This is a genomic window from Maricurvus nonylphenolicus (genome assembly GCF_042854845.1).
GTDB classification, from domain to species: Bacteria; Pseudomonadota; Gammaproteobacteria; order Pseudomonadales; family Cellvibrionaceae; genus Maricurvus; species Maricurvus nonylphenolicus.
This window is the reverse complement of the sequence record NZ_AP031498.1, coordinates 1,701,883-1,719,035: the sequence shown is the minus strand read 5'-3', so window position 1 is coordinate 1,719,035 and position 17,153 is coordinate 1,701,883. Positions and strand designations below refer to the sequence as shown.

Annotated in this window: 16 protein-coding genes; 7 read left to right on the top strand and 9 right to left on the bottom strand. The window is 51.3% G+C overall.

Annotation, left to right across the window (positions count from 1 at the left end; genetic code table 11):
* Positions 1–21 precede the first annotated feature (21 nt).
* The 4 genes from frr to rpsB form a co-directional block, all read right to left on the bottom strand.
* Positions 22–579, bottom strand: a complete 558-nt coding sequence (gene frr / locus ACGHZ6_RS07380; protein WP_390618186.1) for a ribosome recycling factor — start codon at positions 577–579, stop codon at positions 22–24.
* Positions 576–1,325, bottom strand: a complete 750-nt coding sequence (gene pyrH, locus ACGHZ6_RS07375) for a UMP kinase (protein WP_390618185.1) — start codon at positions 1,323–1,325, stop codon at positions 576–578. Before pyrH ends, frr begins: the two co-directional genes overlap by 4 nt.
* Before the next feature lie 173 nt (positions 1,326–1,498).
* A complete protein-coding gene (gene tsf / locus ACGHZ6_RS07370; protein ID WP_390618184.1) occupies positions 1,499–2,356 on the bottom strand; it encodes a translation elongation factor Ts in 858 nt (285 codons plus the stop codon).
* A 149-nt stretch (positions 2,357–2,505) separates the two neighbouring features.
* Positions 2,506–3,255, bottom strand: a complete 750-nt coding sequence (gene rpsB, locus ACGHZ6_RS07365; RefSeq protein WP_390618183.1) for a 30S ribosomal protein S2 — start codon at positions 3,253–3,255, stop codon at positions 2,506–2,508.
* Between the two features lie 334 nt (positions 3,256–3,589).
* Here rpsB and map point away from each other — a divergent pair, with 334 nt between their 5' ends.
* Genes map through nth form a run of 4 tightly spaced genes read left to right on the top strand, consistent with a single transcriptional unit; the run spans position 3,590 to position 9,033 of the window.
* The gene (map, locus tag ACGHZ6_RS07360) at positions 3,590–4,381 is read left to right on the top strand and encodes a type I methionyl aminopeptidase (RefSeq protein WP_390619153.1); all 792 of its coding nucleotides are present in this window, start codon (positions 3,590–3,592) and stop codon (positions 4,379–4,381) included.
* A gap of 42 nt (positions 4,382–4,423) precedes the next feature.
* On the top strand, positions 4,424–7,126 hold the full coding sequence (locus ACGHZ6_RS07355; RefSeq protein WP_390618182.1) for a [protein-PII] uridylyltransferase: 2,703 nt from the start codon (positions 4,424–4,426) through the stop codon (positions 7,124–7,126).
* Between the two features lie 31 nt (positions 7,127–7,157).
* Complete coding sequence (dapC, locus tag ACGHZ6_RS07350) at positions 7,158–8,357, top strand: succinyldiaminopimelate transaminase (RefSeq protein WP_390618181.1); 1,200 nt, start codon at positions 7,158–7,160, stop codon at positions 8,355–8,357.
* A gap of 22 nt (positions 8,358–8,379) precedes the next feature.
* On the top strand, positions 8,380–9,033 hold the full coding sequence (gene nth / locus ACGHZ6_RS07345) for an endonuclease III (protein ID WP_390619152.1): 654 nt from the start codon (positions 8,380–8,382) through the stop codon (positions 9,031–9,033).
* A 2-nt stretch (positions 9,034–9,035) separates the two neighbouring features.
* Here the strand turns inward: nth and ACGHZ6_RS07340 are convergent, their stop codons facing one another.
* Positions 9,036–9,791 carry a substrate-binding periplasmic protein gene (locus ACGHZ6_RS07340; protein WP_390618180.1) on the bottom strand — a complete coding sequence of 252 codons (756 nt, stop codon included), beginning with the start codon at positions 9,789–9,791 and terminating at the stop codon, positions 9,036–9,038.
* A 242-nt stretch (positions 9,792–10,033) separates the two neighbouring features.
* Between ACGHZ6_RS07340 and ACGHZ6_RS07335 the strand changes: the two genes are divergently transcribed.
* The 3 genes from ACGHZ6_RS07335 (at position 10,034) to dapE (ending at position 12,744) form a co-directional block, all read left to right on the top strand.
* Positions 10,034–10,387: an ArsC family reductase gene (locus tag ACGHZ6_RS07335; protein ID WP_390618179.1), complete on the top strand. Its 354-nt coding sequence runs from the start codon at positions 10,034–10,036 to the stop codon at positions 10,385–10,387.
* An 80-nt stretch (positions 10,388–10,467) separates the two neighbouring features.
* The gene (dapD, locus tag ACGHZ6_RS07330; protein WP_390618178.1) at positions 10,468–11,502 is read left to right on the top strand and encodes a 2,3,4,5-tetrahydropyridine-2,6-dicarboxylate N-succinyltransferase; all 1,035 of its coding nucleotides are present in this window, start codon (positions 10,468–10,470) and stop codon (positions 11,500–11,502) included.
* 93 nt (positions 11,503–11,595) lie between these two features.
* On the top strand, positions 11,596–12,744 hold the full coding sequence (gene dapE, locus ACGHZ6_RS07325) for a succinyl-diaminopimelate desuccinylase (protein ID WP_390618177.1): 1,149 nt from the start codon (positions 11,596–11,598) through the stop codon (positions 12,742–12,744).
* Positions 12,745–12,793: 49 nt separating this feature from the next.
* Here dapE and ACGHZ6_RS07320 read toward each other — a convergent pair whose 3' ends face one another.
* The 4 genes from ACGHZ6_RS07320 to ACGHZ6_RS07305 form a co-directional block, all read right to left on the bottom strand.
* Positions 12,794–13,573, bottom strand: coding sequence for a class II glutamine amidotransferase (locus ACGHZ6_RS07320; RefSeq protein WP_390618176.1), 780 nt, complete (start codon positions 13,571–13,573; stop codon positions 12,794–12,796).
* Between the two features lie 8 nt (positions 13,574–13,581).
* Complete coding sequence (locus ACGHZ6_RS07315) at positions 13,582–14,025, bottom strand: GNAT family N-acetyltransferase (protein ID WP_390618175.1); 444 nt, start codon at positions 14,023–14,025, stop codon at positions 13,582–13,584.
* Positions 14,022–14,663, bottom strand: a complete 642-nt coding sequence (locus tag ACGHZ6_RS07310; RefSeq protein ID WP_390618174.1) for a tRNA-uridine aminocarboxypropyltransferase — start codon at positions 14,661–14,663, stop codon at positions 14,022–14,024. The genes ACGHZ6_RS07315 and ACGHZ6_RS07310 overlap by 4 nt, the downstream gene beginning before the upstream one ends.
* A 62-nt stretch (positions 14,664–14,725) precedes the next feature.
* Positions 14,726–17,050, bottom strand: coding sequence for a VWA domain-containing protein (locus tag ACGHZ6_RS07305; protein ID WP_390618173.1), 2,325 nt, complete (start codon positions 17,048–17,050; stop codon positions 14,726–14,728).
* Positions 17,051–17,153 lie beyond the last annotated feature (103 nt).

Here is a 17,153-nt window from a genome sequence, read left to right as displayed (position 1 = left end):
CCTTAAGCCATCTAAGGAATCTTAGATTTCCATCAAATCTTTTTCTTTTGCAGCCAAGGCTTTATCAACCTCAGCAACAAACTTATCAGTGATCTTCTGGATGTCATCAGCTGCGCGACGCTCATCGTCTTCACTGATTTCTTTTTCTTTCAGCAAATCTTTAACATCGGCAATGGCATCACGACGGGCATTACGGATGGATACGCGCGCGTTTTCTGCTTCGCCTTTAGCCTGCTTGGTGTAACCCTTACGGGTTTCCTCGGTCAGCGGCGGCATAGGGATACGCATCAGATCGCCAGTGGTTACCGGGTTCAAACCCAGGTCAGATTTCATGATGGCCTTTTCCACATCAGGAGTCGCTGACTTGTCGAACGGGCTTACGCTCAAGGTACGGGCATCCAGTACGGAAATACTGGCCAGCTGGTTCAGCGGGGTATCAGCACCGTAGTAGCTCACAGTAATACCGTCGAGCAGGCTTGGGTGAGCACGGCCGGTACGGATTTTGTTGAAATTGTTACCCAGGGCATCCAGGCTCTTTTGCATACGATCCTGGGCGTCTTGTTTGATATCTTCGATCATTGCTCGGAATCCTCTTCGATTTTTTCCACAATCAGGGTGCCTTCGTCGCCCCCAACCACAATATTTAACAGTGCACCGGCTTTATCCATACGGAAGACGCGAACCGGCATATCATGCTCACGGCACAGGCAAATGGCCGTCAGGTCCATCACACCCAACTTCTTCTCCAGAGCTTCATCGTAGGTCAGCATGTCGTATTTGGTGGCCGTTGGATCCTTCATCGGATCAGCGGTATAGACGCCATCAACCTTGGTGGCCTTCAGAACGATTTCTGCATTGACCTCAATACCGCGCAAACAGGCGGCAGAGTCAGTGGTAAAGAAGGGGTTGCCGGTACCGGCAGAGAAAATAACGACTTCGCCGTTATCCATAAAACGGGACGCCTTACGGCGGTCATAGTGATCTACTACACCACTCATTGGGATAGCAGACATCACTCGGGAGGAGATATTGGAGCGCTCCAGGGCATCACGCATTGCCAGGGCATTCATCACAGTCGCCAGCATACCCATATGGTCACCGGTAACACGATCCAGTCCCGCCGCACTCAGGGCTGCACCACGAAACAGGTTACCACCGCCAATCACCAGGCCAACCTGAACACCAATACCCACTAACTGGCCAATTTCCAGGGCCATCTTATCCAGCACTTTGGGGTCAATACCAAAGCCTTCTTCCCCCATCAGCTCTTCGCCACTGAGCTTGAGCAATATACGTTTGTACTTCTTATCGCGGCTTGAGGGCATTCAAATAGTCTCCACTATCAGCTTTGCTAGAATGTTGGACGCTTGTCGCGGCCAAGAAAGGCGTATTTGCGACAAATTCCGGAGAGTGTAACAGCAAAAAGGCGGAAGCCGAAGCCCCGCCTTTTTGGATTGGCATCTCGAGCGAGATGCCGTTCAAATCTCAATCGATTCGATTAAGATTTGCTAGCAGCAACCTGTGCAGCAACTTCTGCAGCAAAGTCAGCTTCTTCAACCTCGATACCTTCACCCACTTCGAAACGTACGAAAGAAGTGATCTCGGCGCCAGCTTCTTTTGCCAGCTTGCCAACGGTAACATCTGGGTTCTTAACGAATGGCTGCTCGGTCAGACTGTTCTCTTTCAGGAACTTCTTGATACGGCCGCCCATCATCTTCTCAACGATCTCGGCAGGCTTACCTTCCATATCTGGCTGAGCTTTGATGATTTCTTCTTCTTTCGCTACAACTTCAGCTGGCATATCTTCAGGCTTAACAACCTGAGGATTAACAGCCGCTACGTGCATAGCGATGTCTTTAGCAGTCTCGTTGTTACCACCTTCCAGCTGAGTGATTACAGCGATGCGGTTGTTGGCGTGAACGTAAGCACCTACAACACCACCTTCAACGGTTTGTACACGACGGATACCGATGTTCTCACCGATCTTCTGAACCAGCGCCTGACGAGTATCTTCCAGAGCCAGAGCTTCAACATCGTTAGCTTTCTCAGCGAAAGCCTTCTCAACAACAGTGTTAACGAAAGCCAGGAAGCCTTCGTCGCGGGCTGCGAAGTCGGTTTCGGAGTTAACTTCAACCACTACAGCATAGCTGTTGTCGTCAGCAACTTTAACAGCAACCACACCGTCAGCAGCGGTACGGCCGGCTTTTTTCTCTGCCTTCAGGCCAGACGCCTTACGCAGGTTTTCGATAGCGGCATTGATATCGCCATCAACTTCTTTCAGGGCCTTCTTACATTCCATCATGCCCAGGCCGGTGCGCTCACGCAATTCTTTAACCAAGGAAGCACTAACTGCCATGATCTTATCCTCAATTTTGCTAAATTCAGTGGAGAAAAGGGGGAAGAAACCTCGGCTTCTCTCCCCCTCCCTGCTCACAGACTACAGGTGTAGTGTGAGCGAAATATGAATGCTTTCGAGCAACCTTCAGGTTACTCAGGCGCAACGCCTTACTCGGCAGCAGCAGCGCTGTCGTCGCTAACTTCAACGAACTCGTCTTTGTTAGGTACAGCAGTAGCAGCGTTAGCGTTACCTTCCAGGCAAGTATCCGCAACAGCAGTTACGTACAGCTTGATAGCGCGGATGGCGTCATCGTTACCTGGGATTACGTAGTCAACGCCTTCTGGGTTGCTGTTGGTATCAACGATACCGATTACAGGGATACCCAGCTTGTTGGCTTCCTGAATAGCAATGCGCTCGTGCTCAACGTCGATCACGAACAATGCATCTGGCAGGCCGCCCATATCTTTAATACCACCGATGGACTTCTCCAGCTTCTCCATCATACGAGTACGCATCAGAGCTTCTTTCTTAGTCAGCTTGTCGAAGGTACCGTCCTGAGACTGGGCTTCCAGATCGCGGTAGCGACGGATAGAAGCACGGATGGTTTTGTAGTTGGTCAGCATACCACCTAACCAGCGGTGGCTAACGTATGGCTGACCGGAACGCTCTGCTTGCTCTTTAATAGTCTTTTGAGCGGCACGCTTGGTACCAACGAACAGAACTTTCTTCTTCTGGGAAGCCATTTGCTTAACAACTTCCAGAGCTTCATTGAACGCAGGAACGGTGTGCTCCAGGTTAATGATATGAATCTTGTTGCGAGCACCAAAGATGAATTGACCCATCTTCGGGTTCCAGTAACGGGTCTGGTGACCGAAGTGAACACCAGCAGACAGCATATCGCGCATGCTTACAGACATGTGATTTTCCTTTTAAATCGGGTTAAGCCTCCATATACCCCATGTGCCAACCCCTTGATTTACAATGGCTTTTAACCAAAATCTCAGGGCACCCAGACAAATGTGTCGGTATATGTGTGACAGTAATTACAGCCGCTTATTGCGACCCTTCTACCCGTCCCATTTGGGATCGGGGCGCGCTTTATACCATAATCGTGCAGCAAGCGAAAGCAATATTCACTTACCCCTCCTAATCCCCTGCAAATACCCCCATAAAATCAAGGGCATACTGTGACTCGGGAATTTGGTTTACAATAGCTTCCTTTCGCCTGCTGGCGACTATTATTGGGTAACTATTTGCCACTATTGGGAAGCTATGAACGTCTCTATCAAGACCCCTGAAGAAATCGAAAAAATGCGTGTTGCCGGCCGTATGGCGGCAGAAGTACTGGAAATGATCGGTGAATACGTCAAACCCGGTGTCACCACCGGTGAAATCGACCAGATCTGTCACGATCATATCGTCAATGTGCAGAAGGCCATTCCCGCCTGCCTGAACTACAAGGGCTTCCCAAAGTCGATTTGTACCTCGGTAAACCACGTTATCTGCCACGGCATCCCTTCCGAGAAGAAGGTGTTGAAGAATGGCGATATCGTCAATATCGACGTCACCGTGATTTACGATGGTTACTTTGGTGATACCAGCAAGATGTACTACGTTGGTGAGGTAGCTCCTCACGCCAAGCGCCTGGTGGATATCACCCAGGAGTGCCTGTACAAGGGTATCGAGCTGGTTAAGCCTGGCTGCCGCCTGGGCGATATTGGCCATATCATTCAGCAGCACGCCGAGAAGAACTACTACTCCGTGGTACGTGAATACTGTGGCCACGGCATTGGCAATGTCTTCCATGAAGAACCTCAGGTACTTCATTACGGCAAACCCGATACCGGCCTGGAATTAAAAGAAGGCATGACCTTTACCATCGAGCCGATGATCAATGCCGGTAAACCCCACACCAAGCTGTTAAAAGACGGCTGGACCGTGGAAACCAAGGACAAGCGCCTGTCGGCTCAGTGGGAACACACCCTGGCGGTTACCGCCGATGGTGTTGAAGTACTGACCAAACGCACTGAAGAAAGTTTCTAATCTGTTGACCCAGCTTCTATTAACCTAGTTGTAAGGCTGCCCATGGATACCCCCTATTTCGAGCGCCCCCTTTTCTTCTTTGATCAGGCGCGTTTTCGTCGCAGCCTAAATGAAGCGGGCAGCCGCTGCATAGGTGTTTTTAAAGACGCCATCAATGCGGCCAACTTACAGTTCGACGTGCGTTTTCGCGAAGGTGAGGATGTTCGCACCCTGGTCTACGAACGTGCCCTGTTTATCGACTGCATCCTCCACTATGCCTGGCACCAGTTCGACTGGGGTGACGATATCAGCCTGCTGGCCGTAGGCGGCTATGGTCGCGGTGAGCTACACCCCAAATCGGATATCGATCTACTGCTATTAATGCAGGAAGACAAAACCGAAGAGTATGTCGACAGCCTGGAGCGCTTTATTACCCTGATGTGGGATATCGGTCTCGATATCGGCCACAGTGTGCGCTCCATCGATCAATGCATCGAGATTGCCCGTGACGATATTACCGTTGCTACCAATATCATGGAGTGCCGCACCATTGTCGGCAATCCAGGCCTGTGTCTGGAATTACAAAAACGCTCCGGACCTGAGCACATCTGGTCGGTAAAAGATTTCTTCCGTGCCAAGTGGGACGAGCAGATTGCTCGTCACAGAAAGCACAACAACACCGAGTACAATCTCGAACCCAACATTAAAAACGCCCCCGGCGGCCTGCGAGATATCCAGACTATTGCCTGGGTGGCCAAGCGCTATTTTGGTGTTCGCACCTTGAAGCAACTCGGCGGTAAGGATTTTTTCACCGAAGAAGAATTTGCCCTACTGCAAACCGGTGAAGAATATCTGTGGCGAGTTCGCTATGGTTTGCATATGGTGGCAGCTCGTCCAGAAGAACGCCTGCTGTTTGATCACCAGCGCAACCTGGCCAAAGAGTTTGGCTTTGAAGACAACGACCAAAGCCTGGCTGTAGAGCAGTTTATGCACAACTACTATCGCGTTGTGCTAAGTTTACGTGAGCTAAACGATGTACTGATTCATTACCTGGATGAAGCCATTTTCAGCTCATCGGTCGATGCGGTTGTAAAACCCATCAACCCCCGCTTCCGCCTGCGTGATAACTATATTGAGGTCACCCACCCCGAGGTATTCAAACTGGATCCTTCCGCCCTGCTGGAAATCTTTGTTTTGATGGGTAACGACAGCAATATTCACGGCGTTAGACCTGAAACGATTCGCTTGTTACGTGAAAGCCGCAACCTGATTGACGACGACTTCCGTAAAGATCCACGCAATATCGATTTATTTTTACAGCTGCTCAACTGCGAATACGCACTGACTACTCAGCTGCGCCGCATGAAACGTTACAATATTTTAGGCCGTTACCTGCCTGAGTTCGGTCGTATTATTGGGCAGATGCAGCACGACCTGTTTCATATCTATACCGTCGATGCGCACACCCTGGCGGTAGTTACCAATATTCGCAAGTTGCGTCACGCTGACGCCTCGGAAAAATTCCCGGTAGCTGCCCACTGCTACAAGCGCCTGCCTAAGCCGTTGCTGCTCACCATAGCGGGTTTGTATCACGATATTGCCAAAGGCCGCGGTGGCGACCACTCCACCCTGGGCGCTGTCGATGCTTATGAATTTTGTGAGCGCCACGGCCTGAAAAAACGTGAAGGCCGCCTGGTTGCCTGGCTAGTAGAAAAACACCTGCTGATGTCTTCAGTGTCACAAAAGCAGGACATCAGTGATCCAGACGTCATTCATAACTTCGCCCGCGAAGTGGGTGACCAATTGCATCTGGATTACCTCTACGCGCTAACCGTATCCGACATTAACGCCACCAATCCCACCCTGTGGACTACCTGGCGTGCCAGCTTGATGCGCCAGCTGTACCTGGAAACCAAACGCGCGTTGCGTCGCGGCCTGGAAAACCCGATCGACAAGCAAGACTGGATCGACGAAACCAAAGAGACCGCACTGCGCCGCCTGGAAGATAAAGGTCTGGATCGCGAGCGCGTATTAAAGCTCTGGGAATACCTGGGCGAAGACTACTTCCTGCGCGAAAGCCCTGCCGATATCACTTGGCACGGCGAAGCGATTTTGGGCCATAGCAGCCCCGAAGATCTGATCCTGATTCAGGAAAGTGATCACCGTGAACTGGTTAATGCCACGCAAATCTTTATTCGCACCCGTAACCGCGGCAATGTGTTTGCGGCAGTTGCATCGGCACTCGATCAGCTCAACCTGAACATTCAGGATGCCCGTATCTACAACACTGAAAAAGGCGGCTATACCATCGACACCTTCTATGTACTCGATGAAAATAATCAACCTATTGGTGATGACCCGGATCGCATTGCCCATATTCATCAGGTCTTAATCGATGAATTGGCGCTGGTGGACGACTACCGTAATACCATCAGCCGACGCACACCGCGCCAGTTGAAGCATTTTGCCACACCAACACGCACCAGCCTGAGCAACGACATCAACACAGGCGCAACGGCGCTGGAAGTAATCTGTCCCGATCGCCCCGGCTTGCTGGCTCGCATTGGCCGCATCTTTATCGACTTTGATATTCAGCTGCAAAACGCCAAAATTGCCACCCTGGGTGAGCGGGTAGAAGACGTCTTCTTTATAGTCGACCAAGATGGCAACCCGTTAAGTGATCCAGAGGTGTGTGAAAAACTGCAACAGGAAATCTGTAAGCAACTTGACGCGCAAGTCGAAGAGACCGCTAACGGCCTCTCATAAGTACAAACCAGGTACAGACAAAGAGATTAGAATGAATCCCGATTTACAAAAACTGCATCCCTACCCGTTTGAAAAACTGGCCAAATTAAAAGCTGCAGTTTCCGCCCCTGAAGAGCTTGAACACATTGCCCTTTCGATCGGTGAGCCCAAACATTTACCGCCTCAGTTTGTACTCGATACCCTGACAGAAAATCTGGGCCGCCTGGCTAATTACCCAACGACCAAAGGTCTGCCGGAACTTCGCCAGGCAATTGCCGAGTGGCTAACCAGACGCTTTAAGCTGCAAGACGGCTCTGTAGATGCTGAGCGCAACGTCGTTCCCGTTAACGGTACTCGGGAAGCGCTGTTTGCGTTTACCCAGGCCATTATCGACCGCGAGAAAACCAACCCGCTGGTTGTCTCGCCCAATCCCTTCTATCAAATTTATGAAGGGGCTGCCTTTTTGGCCGGTGCCGAACCGCATTTTTTAAGTTGCGATAAAGACAAGGGTTATATCCCGGATTTTGATGCTGTACCCGCCGATATCTGGCAACGCTGCCAGCTACTGTTCCTCTGCTCACCGGGTAACCCAACCGGCGCCGTTATCGATAGCCCAACGCTGCAAAAACTGATTCAGTTGGCCGACGAACACGATTTTGTCATCGCCAGCGACGAATGTTATTCCGAACTCTACTTCGACGAAGAAAACCCGCCAGTAGGGCTGCTGCAGACCTGCGCCGACATGGGCCGCCATGACTACGCCCGCTGTGTGGTCTTCCACAGTTTGTCTAAACGCTCAAACTTGCCCGGCCTGCGTTCCGGTTTTGTCGCCGGTGACGCTGACATTCTGGGTAAATTCCTGCTCTATCGCACCTACCACGGCTGCGCCATGCCAGTCACATCGCAATTAGCTTCCATTGCCGCCTGGCAGGACGAAGAGCACGTACTGGCTAACCGCAATGCCTACCGGGAAAAGTTCGACTGTGTTCTGAGCACCCTTGACGGATTACTGGATGTCAGCAAGCCTGACGCCAGCTTTTACCTGTGGCCTAAAGTCGACACAAGTGACGAAACCTTCGCCCAACGCCTATTTGCCGAACAACATATCACCGTCTTACCCGGTAGTTATTTGGGCCGCGAGGTGAACGGGAAAAATCCCGGCGCCAACCATGTGCGCATGGCACTGGTGGCAACCATCGAAGAATGCCGTGAAGCCGCTCAGCGTTTAAAGGATTTCCTCCAGCAAGGTTGATGCAGGGATAACAATGAAAAATATGCTCAAAGCCGAGCGCGTTGATTATATCCACCAACGCCTGAACGAGCTTTACCCAGAGCCGCCTATTCCTCTGGATCACAAGGATCCCTACACCCTGTTGGTGGCCGTACTGCTATCCGCCCAATGTACCGATGAGCGGGTCAACCAGGTTACCCCTGCGCTGTGGCAACTGGCAGATAATCCATTTGATATGGCCAAGAAAACGCCAGAGCAAATCAAAGAGATTATTCGCCCCTGTGGCCTGTCGCCACAGAAATCCAAAGCCATCGCCAAGCTGTCGCAAATTCTGGTAGAAGAACACAATGGCGAAGTGCCCGCGGATATGGATGAGCTGGAGAAATTACCCGGTGTGGGCCACAAAACCGCTGGTGTGGTGATGACCCAGGCTTTTGGTCAACCCGCTTTCCCGGTTGACACCCATATCCATCGCCTGGCTCAGCGCTGGGGACTGACCAACGGCAAAAATGTTGCTCAGACCGAAAAAGATCTTAAGCGCCTGTTCCCCATCGAATCCTGGAACAAGCTGCATCTGCAGATTATCTATTACGGTCGAGAGTACTGCTCGGCCAGAGGCTGCGACGGCACCGTGTGCGAGATTTGCACCACCTGTTACCCGAACCGCAAACACCCTAAAAAAGTGTTAAAGCCCTAGGGTTACTTTATATAGCTTTCCACTAGCGCCTGATAGCGCCCCGTTGAATGCAACTGCGCCAGTCCGGCATCAAAGTCGTTACGTATAACTTCGTTATGAAATGCCACCCCGTAACGACTACCACCCTCAAAGATGGGATGCAGTACCACTTCTTCCGATGTATCCAGTGAGATGGACAGCTGCTGGCGAAACCAGCCAAAGATAGATTTATCAATCAGAATGACGGCGTTGGGGTAGCGCCAGAAAAACCGATTCTGTTCCGTCTGCTCATGCTCGGAATACAGACCGCGCATGCCCACCGGAGGTACCACAACACGTGCAAAATCCGCCCCTAAGTCCTTGCGAGCATTAGGCCAGGCCAAGACGCGCTTGCCACGTAAGTCCTCAAAGCTGTTAATAACATGGTTAGCCGACAACTTACTGATCGCGAAGTTATTAAAAGTGATATAGGGAGCACTGAAATACACCCCCGGCGATGATTCCGAAATCCGCAGTGATGCCATGCCATCAAGCTTTTTGGCATGTAGCATGCGCTGCAGGCGCCGCTTGGGTAACAGGGTGGCCTGCATGGTGTGACCACGGTAAGCCAGGGCCTCGCGAACCAAATCCAGTTCAAGCCCACGCTTTTCCTCGATAAACACAAAGGGTGGCTTTTGTTGCCCAAACCCCACCTGCACTTCCGCCGCTATAGCAACCCGAGCCCCAAGCCCCAACAGGATACATAACGAAAGTATCAAGCTATCTCTGACCATTTTCATTGTTATTATTCATTATCCTTGTTCCACCATGACAGTAGAACGCCTAATTAGTGCACAGTTTAACGCCAAGGCCCTGCTTTTGTTAAGGCTATTATGCAGATTAATCATCCCCATCCAGCCCCCTAACCATCAACAAAGGAGCAGAATTTTGCTATGATTTGCGCCCTCGAATCGGGCCTCCTACGAAAAGGCCCATCTGGGGTATTAAACAGAGACCTTGTTAACAATCGGTGACCAACTCCATGGCAAAGTCCATTCGCCTCTATGGCATCAAAAACTGCGATACCGTGAAAAAAGCCAAACGCTGGCTTGATGATCAAAATATCGCCTATGAATTCCACGATTTTCGCGAAGACGGCCTGGAGCAACAACAGGTCAGTAAGTGGGTCAGCGAGCTGGGCTGGGAAACACTGGTCAATAAACGCAGCACCACTTGGAAAGGCTTAAGTGATAGCGCCAAGTCTTCCCTGAATGACCAATCGGTGATTGAAGTTATTCTCGAGAACCCAACCTTGATTAAGCGCCCACTGCTGGACACAGGCAGCGAGCGTCACGTTGGCTTTAAAGCCGACCAATATCAAGCGTTACTGGGTTAATACAGCCAAAGACAGAATTTTTAAAACATGTAGACAGTCGGCACCTATGAATAGTCCCGACTCACGATCAGGAAAATACTATGAGCAATCTTTTTAGTTTCGGTCTGGGTGTCGGCACCCAAAACAGCAAAGGCGAATGGCTGGAAGTTTTCTTCCCACAACCTGCGCTTAACCCTTCAGCAGAAGTCACAGCGGCTATCACTGAAGCCCTGGCCTACAGTGGTGGCAACCAGGCTATTGATTTGGATGCCAGCAAACTGGATGCCCTGGCTACCGCCCTGGACGCTGCCGGTGCCGCCGAGCAAGCGACTATTGCCCGTAGCCTGAAAGACAGCGAGCGCCCACTGGTTGCAGCAGTATTGGCTGAAGATGCTGCACCTAGCTCTGTACCTGAAGGCTACCTGAAACTGCACCTGATTTCTCACCGCCTGGTTAAGCCACACGGTGTGGTACTGGACGGCCTGTTCGGCACCCTGCCTAACGTTGCCTGGACCAACCAGGGCGCTGTTGACCTGGCAGAACTGCCAGAGCGTCAACTGCAAGCACGCCTGAAGGGTGAGCTGCTGGATGTCGACTGTGTGGATAAATTCCCGAAAATGACCAACTACGTTGTGCCTGCCGGTGTGCGTATTGCCCACACCGCCCGCGTACGCCTGGGTGCTTACATTGGCGAAGGCACCACCATCATGCACGAAGGTTTTGTTAACTTTAATGCCGGTACCGAAGGCCCTGGTATGATCGAAGGCCGTATCTCCGCAGGCGTATTTGTCGGTAAAGGCTCCGACCTGGGTGGCGGTTGCTCCACCATGGGCACCCTGTCCGGTGGCGGTAACATTGTCATTTCTGTGGGTGATGAGTGTCTGCTGGGCGCCAACGCTGGTATCGGTATCCCTCTGGGTGATCGCTGCACCGTGGAAGCTGGCCTTTACATCACTGCCGGTACCAAAGTTATCGTTCTGGATGACACCGGTGCCGAAGTTGAGAAGATCAAAGCCCGTGATCTGGCCGGTAAATCCGATCTGCTGTTCCGCCGCAACTCCATTACAGGCGCAATTGAGTGCAAGACCAACAAGTCTGCCATTGCTCTGAATGAAGAGCTGCACGCTAACAACTAAGCCGTTTTTTAACGGCGGGGTCAGACCAAATAAGCGCCTTATCTATTTGCTCTGACCCCATTTTCACACCACGTATCCTAGCCCGAGTATTCCATGTCCGACCTCTCCCCCACTTTAGAACTTGCCTGCCAATTAATCAGTCGCCCATCGGTAACCCCGGAAGATGCCGGTTGCCAGCAAATGATGGCTGAGCGCCTGGAAGCCATTGGTTTCAAATGCGAGTTTTTACGCTTTGGCGAGGTGGATAACCTCTGGGCTGTACGTGGTGAAGAAGGTCCAATTCTGGCTTTTGCAGGCCATACCGATGTAGTTCCTCCAGGACCGGAAAGCGCATGGAAGTTCCCACCGTTTGAACCGACGTTTCATGAAACAGACGAAGGTGAGATGTTGTTTGGCCGTGGTGCCGCCGATATGAAAGGCAGCCTGGCCTCGATGGTTGTAGCCTGCGAAGAATTTATCGCCCAACACCCGGATCACCAGGGTCGCATCGCCTTTTTAATTACCAGCGATGAAGAAGGCCCGGCGATCAACGGCACGGTAAAAGTTGTCGAATGGCTGGAAGAACGCAACGAGAAAATCACCTGGTGCCTGGTTGGTGAACCGTCCAGTACCAGCAAAACCGGTGACACCATTAAAAATGGCCGCCGCGGCTCGCTGGGTTGTGAGCTGACCGTTAAAGGTAAGCAAGGACATGTTGCTTACCCGCACCTGGCAGAAAACCCTATCCACACCTTTGCCCCCGCACTGGCAGACCTGACCGCAGAAAAGTGGGATGACGGTAATGATTTCTTCCCGGCGACCAGTTTCCAGGTTAGCAATATCAATGGCGGTACCGGTGCTACTAATGTGATTCCCGGTGAATTAAACGTTGTGTTTAACTTCCGCTTTTCCACCGAACTGACCGAAGAGATTTTACGTCAACGCACCGAAGCTATTTTGGATAAACACGGTTTAACTTACGACATTAACTGGAAGTTGAGTGGCCACCCCTTCCTGACCGCCGCAGGTCCCTTGGTAGATGCCTGTGTTGAATCCATTCGTGAAGTGGCCGGTATTGAAACAGAGTTATCCACAGCTGGCGGGACATCGGACGGGCGTTTTATTGCCCCTACCGGCGCGCAAGTGGTTGAGCTTGGGCCTGTTAATGCGACCATTCATCAGATTAATGAACGTGTTAAGGCGAGTGATTTGGATCAGCTGACTGAGATTTACAAAGGGATGTTGGTACGACTGCTGAAGTAAGTGCCATGAATCTGGGGTCTGACCCGCAGGGTCAGACCCCGACTCTCGCTCAAGTATCAGTCCCCACTATCCTCAGACCTTCTTTAAAAGCCAGTAATTCTCCCGTTTCCATCTGCTGCCAGACTTCGTTATCGGTTAACGGCTCTGTGGCAATCACCGTCACAATATCATTGGGCGTTGTTTCACCGGCAAAATTCACCGTCATTTCTGTATCTTTTAATTGCGCCTGTCCAAACGGTGCTCGCCGTGTAATCCAGTGCAATTTGGTGCTGCAATAGGCAAATAAATAGTGGCTGTTGCATAACAGCATGTTATACACCCCCATCGCGCGCAATTGATCGCAATGCACCTGCAAAAAGTCTGTAAGTTTACTGATATCTTCTGGCATGCAAGTAAACTCGGTGCGTAGTTTATCGAGCAACCAGCAAAAAGCACGCTCACTGTCCGTTGTGCCGATGGGAATATCTTTGCCTAAGCTTAGCCACTCAGAATCTTTTAATTGACCATTGTGCGCGAAGGTCCAATTACAGCCCCACAGCTCCCTGACAAACGGATGCGTATTCTCCAGGCATATATCACCCACATTGGCCTGACGAATATGGCTCACCACGTTACAACTTTTTATTGGGTAATCCTGAACCAGTTTGGCAATTTCAGACTCGCAACTGGGGCTTGGATCGCGAAACTCCCTCACTCCCTTGCCTTCATAAAACACAATCCCCCAACCGTCTTTATGGGGGCCTGTGCGACCACCACGCTGGATAAGACCGGTAAAGCTAAAGCAGATATCGGTGGGGACATTAGCAGACATGCCGAGTAACTCACACATAGCGTATCCTAGGTATCCTTATTCAGTTCCCTAACCATAATTTTGATATCCCTGCCCTGGCGACAATAACGCAGAAAGGGCTCTCGCATCCAGTGTTCGGCCTTGTCGTCATCGATTTGGTAAAAACCCGCCGCGGCGTAAAAATCCAGCAAGTGAGAAAACGGATAACAATAACAGGCCGTGGAATCCAGGAAGGATTGAATCCCCAACAACAACTGTCGACCTATCCCCTGGCCGCGCATTTCGGGATCAACACACATACTGCGTAAAAAGTGATACCCCTCCTGCTTGGGCGTTAAGCGTACAGCGGCGACAATGTTACCGTCTGCTTTTGCCACATAAACCACTTCACCTCGTCCCGCCTTGGCCGAGTATCGACACTGTTTATAGAAGCGATTCACCAACGGTAAACTTAATGTCTCTACCCGTTCAACCGTAATATCAACATTCATAACGGGCGCTGACTCCGCTGGGCCTCATAGTGCAATAAAAACTGCTGGAAGTACTGCTGCAAATCACGGGCCTGTTGCTGTTCTTGCAGCTGCTCAAGCAATTCGATGGCAATTTCTACCGTAGCCAAGCCTTCTGTTTTTTGATTGCGCCGCAAACCATATTGACTGGTTTGCTGGGGCTTAAGAGACATGACCGGTAGTGATTGTAGATAAGGGGACTGGCGGTACATTTTGGCCGCTTCCTGCCAGGTACCTTCCAGCAAAATAAACAAGGGTGGCTTTTCTGCCGCTACCTGCTCGACGACAGTGGTTTGCGTAGTTGATAACCGCTGCGCGGGAAACAAGACATAAGGCTGGTAGTGATTGCTCTGTAGCAGTGACATCAATGCTGTCGGCTCTTCAACCCTCGACCACACGGCGTATTGCGCCTTATCAATACAACGCACAATCAAGTGCCCAGTATTGCTGCGCTTGTTTAACTCACGGGAATGAACCAACAAAAAGAAACATGCACGACTCTCAAGGCTGGGAGCCGAAACACAAAGACAGAGATCTTCGCGAAAATGGCATTTAGGGCAGCGAGATCCTTCTTTATCATCCAGCCCTTGGCCTTCACCCTGAACTCCGGTTTGAAACATCGATACGGACTCGGCAATTGCAAAAACAAACTCAGAAAGAGTCGTGATAGGGCACTACCCTATCACGATTTATTTTCCTCGTCCTCGCCATCATCCATATTATCCGGCGCGAAGTCATCCAGCGAGAAACTGTCATCACCACCGGCATCAGCTAAGTCGTCATCCCCCATGCCAAGGTCTGCCAACAGGTCTTCCGCCTCTGCGGCGACATCCTCATCGGCTGGCATCAGGTCAGCTTCGGCGGAGGCATCACTGGATAAATCCAGTTCCTCATTCATCAGATTGTCTGCCAGGTCTTCATCGGCCTGCGGTGGCTCATCAACCTCGATAGCGTCAACGGCTTCCGCTGCGGGTTCAGGTTGCGGCTCGGGCTCTGCGGCACTCACCTCATCCATATCCGGTTCTTCTGCGGGTGATTCAGGTTCTTGTGCGGGCGGCGCTTCGGGCTCAGGTTCCGTGTCCGCCTGCTCCGAAGCTTCAACAGCTTCTTCCAAATCTTTTAGGCTGTCGCCGTCGCCACTGCCCATAATCATGCGGTAAGCAAAGAAGGCCAATACCAGAATCAGCAGGTTGCCCACTGCCAAGCCCACATACAGCGGCCAACTGCTCGACTCTTCTTCAACAACAGGCTCCGGTTCTGGAATGGGTTCCGGTTGCGGCTCTGGCTTGGGTTCAGGCTTGGGTTCTGGCTTAGGTTCGGGTTTAGGCTCCGCTTGAGGTTCTGGCTCCGGCTCAGCCACAGGCTCTGGCTCCGTCTCCATAGCAAACGGATTATCCTCATCGGGATAAGTAATGGTGATGGGTTCCGGATCAACATCGAAGCTAGAACCGCTGTTATCTTCACCACTGATACGCAAACGCACGTCATAGGTGCCTTCGTGTTCTGGCGCCAGCTCCAAACTCCAAATATCGGAAGGATTCAAACTGAACGGTTTGATCGAGCTGCGACCACGTGGGTCCTTAATACGCGCAACCACCTGCAGGTTTTGCGGATCAACAAACTGACTGAAGGTTTCGACATTAATCTGGTAGTAGGTGCGGCCGTCTCGCAAGACCTTCTCTTTGGTTACTCCAAAAGGCTCGCGAACACTAACCCCATGACTAAAGCGACGTTTAAAGCTCTTACCATCAACATCGATCTCCAGCTGGTAGCGCCCCTCTTCCTCAAACATCGTCAAGGTAGTGGAATAGATACCGTTACCCGGTACCGCGCCATCACTGATACGTTCACGCCAAACTTGCTGGCTTTCACCGAGCTCTACGGTGCTATCGATATCCAGGAGCTGCAAGAAATCAGGTCGAGTAATGGTTTTACCGTTATCCTGGAATAACAGGGACACATCGAGTTGGTCACCTTTAAACAGGTTGCTCTTCAGCGGCTTAACCAACAGGTTAAGGTTACTCACCACTGTCACACGGCTATCAGGGTCCATATCCGCAATCACACGCCACTCACCTTCCAGCGGCCGCTGCACGGTAATCAGGTCGTAGGCTTCGGCGCGATACCAATTAACATCTTCAACTTCTTTGTCGAAACTGTATTCGGTCTCATCCGGGCTGATTAAACGGGTTTGATCGCTGCCTGGGCTACGGAAAATCAGGGCGGTAAATTCCTCGATACTGGAATCGATAACAAAGCTGTTACCTTCCAGCGGCACCTGCTCGGCAGGGGCTGCCTGATCAAACGCCTGCAAAAAGATTTTCATCAGCTCGTCAGCATTTTTGGCCACCGCAGCAATACCATCGGTTTGCAGGGCCAACTTGTTGAGCAGGGTTTGATCGGCGTTATCCGACAGAGCGATGGTGTGAACCACATATCCTGCATCGCGCAGTTTAGGCAATACCTCATCAACAATGCGGCGCCATTCTTTTTCATTCTCGGCAGGATCGCGGGAGATATCGACCATACCATCAGTTAAAAGAATCAGGCTGGTACGGTAATTGGGGTTGGGTCTATCGTGATCGTAAGCGGCTTTTTCCAGCGCTTCACCAATATTGGTAAATAAACCCACGGAATTGATGTCGGCGGCTTTGCGGTTGGCATCTTCGCGCCAACGACCGGTAACCGGCTTATGGGGCACCAACATATTGATGTAACGGCCAAAGGTCCAAACACCGGCACGACTATCGTCCTGTAACAGCTGAACCAGCAGCTCCAGCGCAGGTTGGCGCAAGTTGCTGGGATCGTTCTGCTTCATACTGCCAGATACATCGATAACAACCCGCACATCGGCGGGCAATTTCGCTTGCGCGGCTGTTTGTTGTGCTTCATCCAAGCCAGACGCGGCTTGTTGGAGGGCATCCTGAGCATACACAGCGCTCACAGAACCCAAAAAAAGGCTGGCCAGCAGCCAGGAAAAGATCAAACGCGTCATAGATCGTTTCATATTGTTGTTATCTGTCATCCATTCGCCCGATAAAGGACTTCAGAACACGGGGTATCGTGTCCAACTATCAATATCAATGTAGGTATCAATATAAGGGTGACAG

What these genes read in the sequence shown, in the direction of transcription:
- dapE (WP_390618177.1), top strand. Translation starts at nt 11,596, where the DNA reads ATGTCCGACCTCTCCCCCACTTTAGAACTTGCCTGCCAATTAATCAGT.
- ACGHZ6_RS07310 (WP_390618174.1), bottom strand. Translation starts at nt 14,663, where the DNA reads ATGTTTCAAACCGGAGTTCAGGGTGAAGGCCAAGGGCTGGATGATAAA.
- ACGHZ6_RS07335 (WP_390618179.1), top strand. Translation starts at nt 10,034, where the DNA reads ATGGCAAAGTCCATTCGCCTCTATGGCATCAAAAACTGCGATACCGTG.
- rpsB (WP_390618183.1), bottom strand. Translation starts at nt 3,255, where the DNA reads ATGTCTGTAAGCATGCGCGATATGCTGTCTGCTGGTGTTCACTTCGGT.
- ACGHZ6_RS07305 (WP_390618173.1), bottom strand. Translation starts at nt 17,050, where the DNA reads ATGAAACGATCTATGACGCGTTTGATCTTTTCCTGGCTGCTGGCCAGC.
- ACGHZ6_RS07340 (WP_390618180.1), bottom strand. Translation starts at nt 9,791, where the DNA reads ATGAAAATGGTCAGAGATAGCTTGATACTTTCGTTATGTATCCTGTTG.
- ACGHZ6_RS07355 (WP_390618182.1), top strand. Translation starts at nt 4,424, where the DNA reads ATGGATACCCCCTATTTCGAGCGCCCCCTTTTCTTCTTTGATCAGGCG.
- ACGHZ6_RS07315 (WP_390618175.1), bottom strand. Translation starts at nt 14,025, where the DNA reads ATGAATGTTGATATTACGGTTGAACGGGTAGAGACATTAAGTTTACCG.
- tsf (WP_390618184.1), bottom strand. Translation starts at nt 2,356, where the DNA reads ATGGCAGTTAGTGCTTCCTTGGTTAAAGAATTGCGTGAGCGCACCGGC.
- pyrH (WP_390618185.1), bottom strand. Translation starts at nt 1,325, where the DNA reads ATGCCCTCAAGCCGCGATAAGAAGTACAAACGTATATTGCTCAAGCTC.
- frr (WP_390618186.1), bottom strand. Translation starts at nt 579, where the DNA reads ATGATCGAAGATATCAAACAAGACGCCCAGGATCGTATGCAAAAGAGC.
- dapD (WP_390618178.1), top strand. Translation starts at nt 10,468, where the DNA reads ATGAGCAATCTTTTTAGTTTCGGTCTGGGTGTCGGCACCCAAAACAGC.
- nth (WP_390619152.1), top strand. Translation starts at nt 8,380, where the DNA reads ATGCTCAAAGCCGAGCGCGTTGATTATATCCACCAACGCCTGAACGAG.
- ACGHZ6_RS07320 (WP_390618176.1), bottom strand. Translation starts at nt 13,573, where the DNA reads ATGTGTGAGTTACTCGGCATGTCTGCTAATGTCCCCACCGATATCTGC.
- dapC (WP_390618181.1), top strand. Translation starts at nt 7,158, where the DNA reads ATGAATCCCGATTTACAAAAACTGCATCCCTACCCGTTTGAAAAACTG.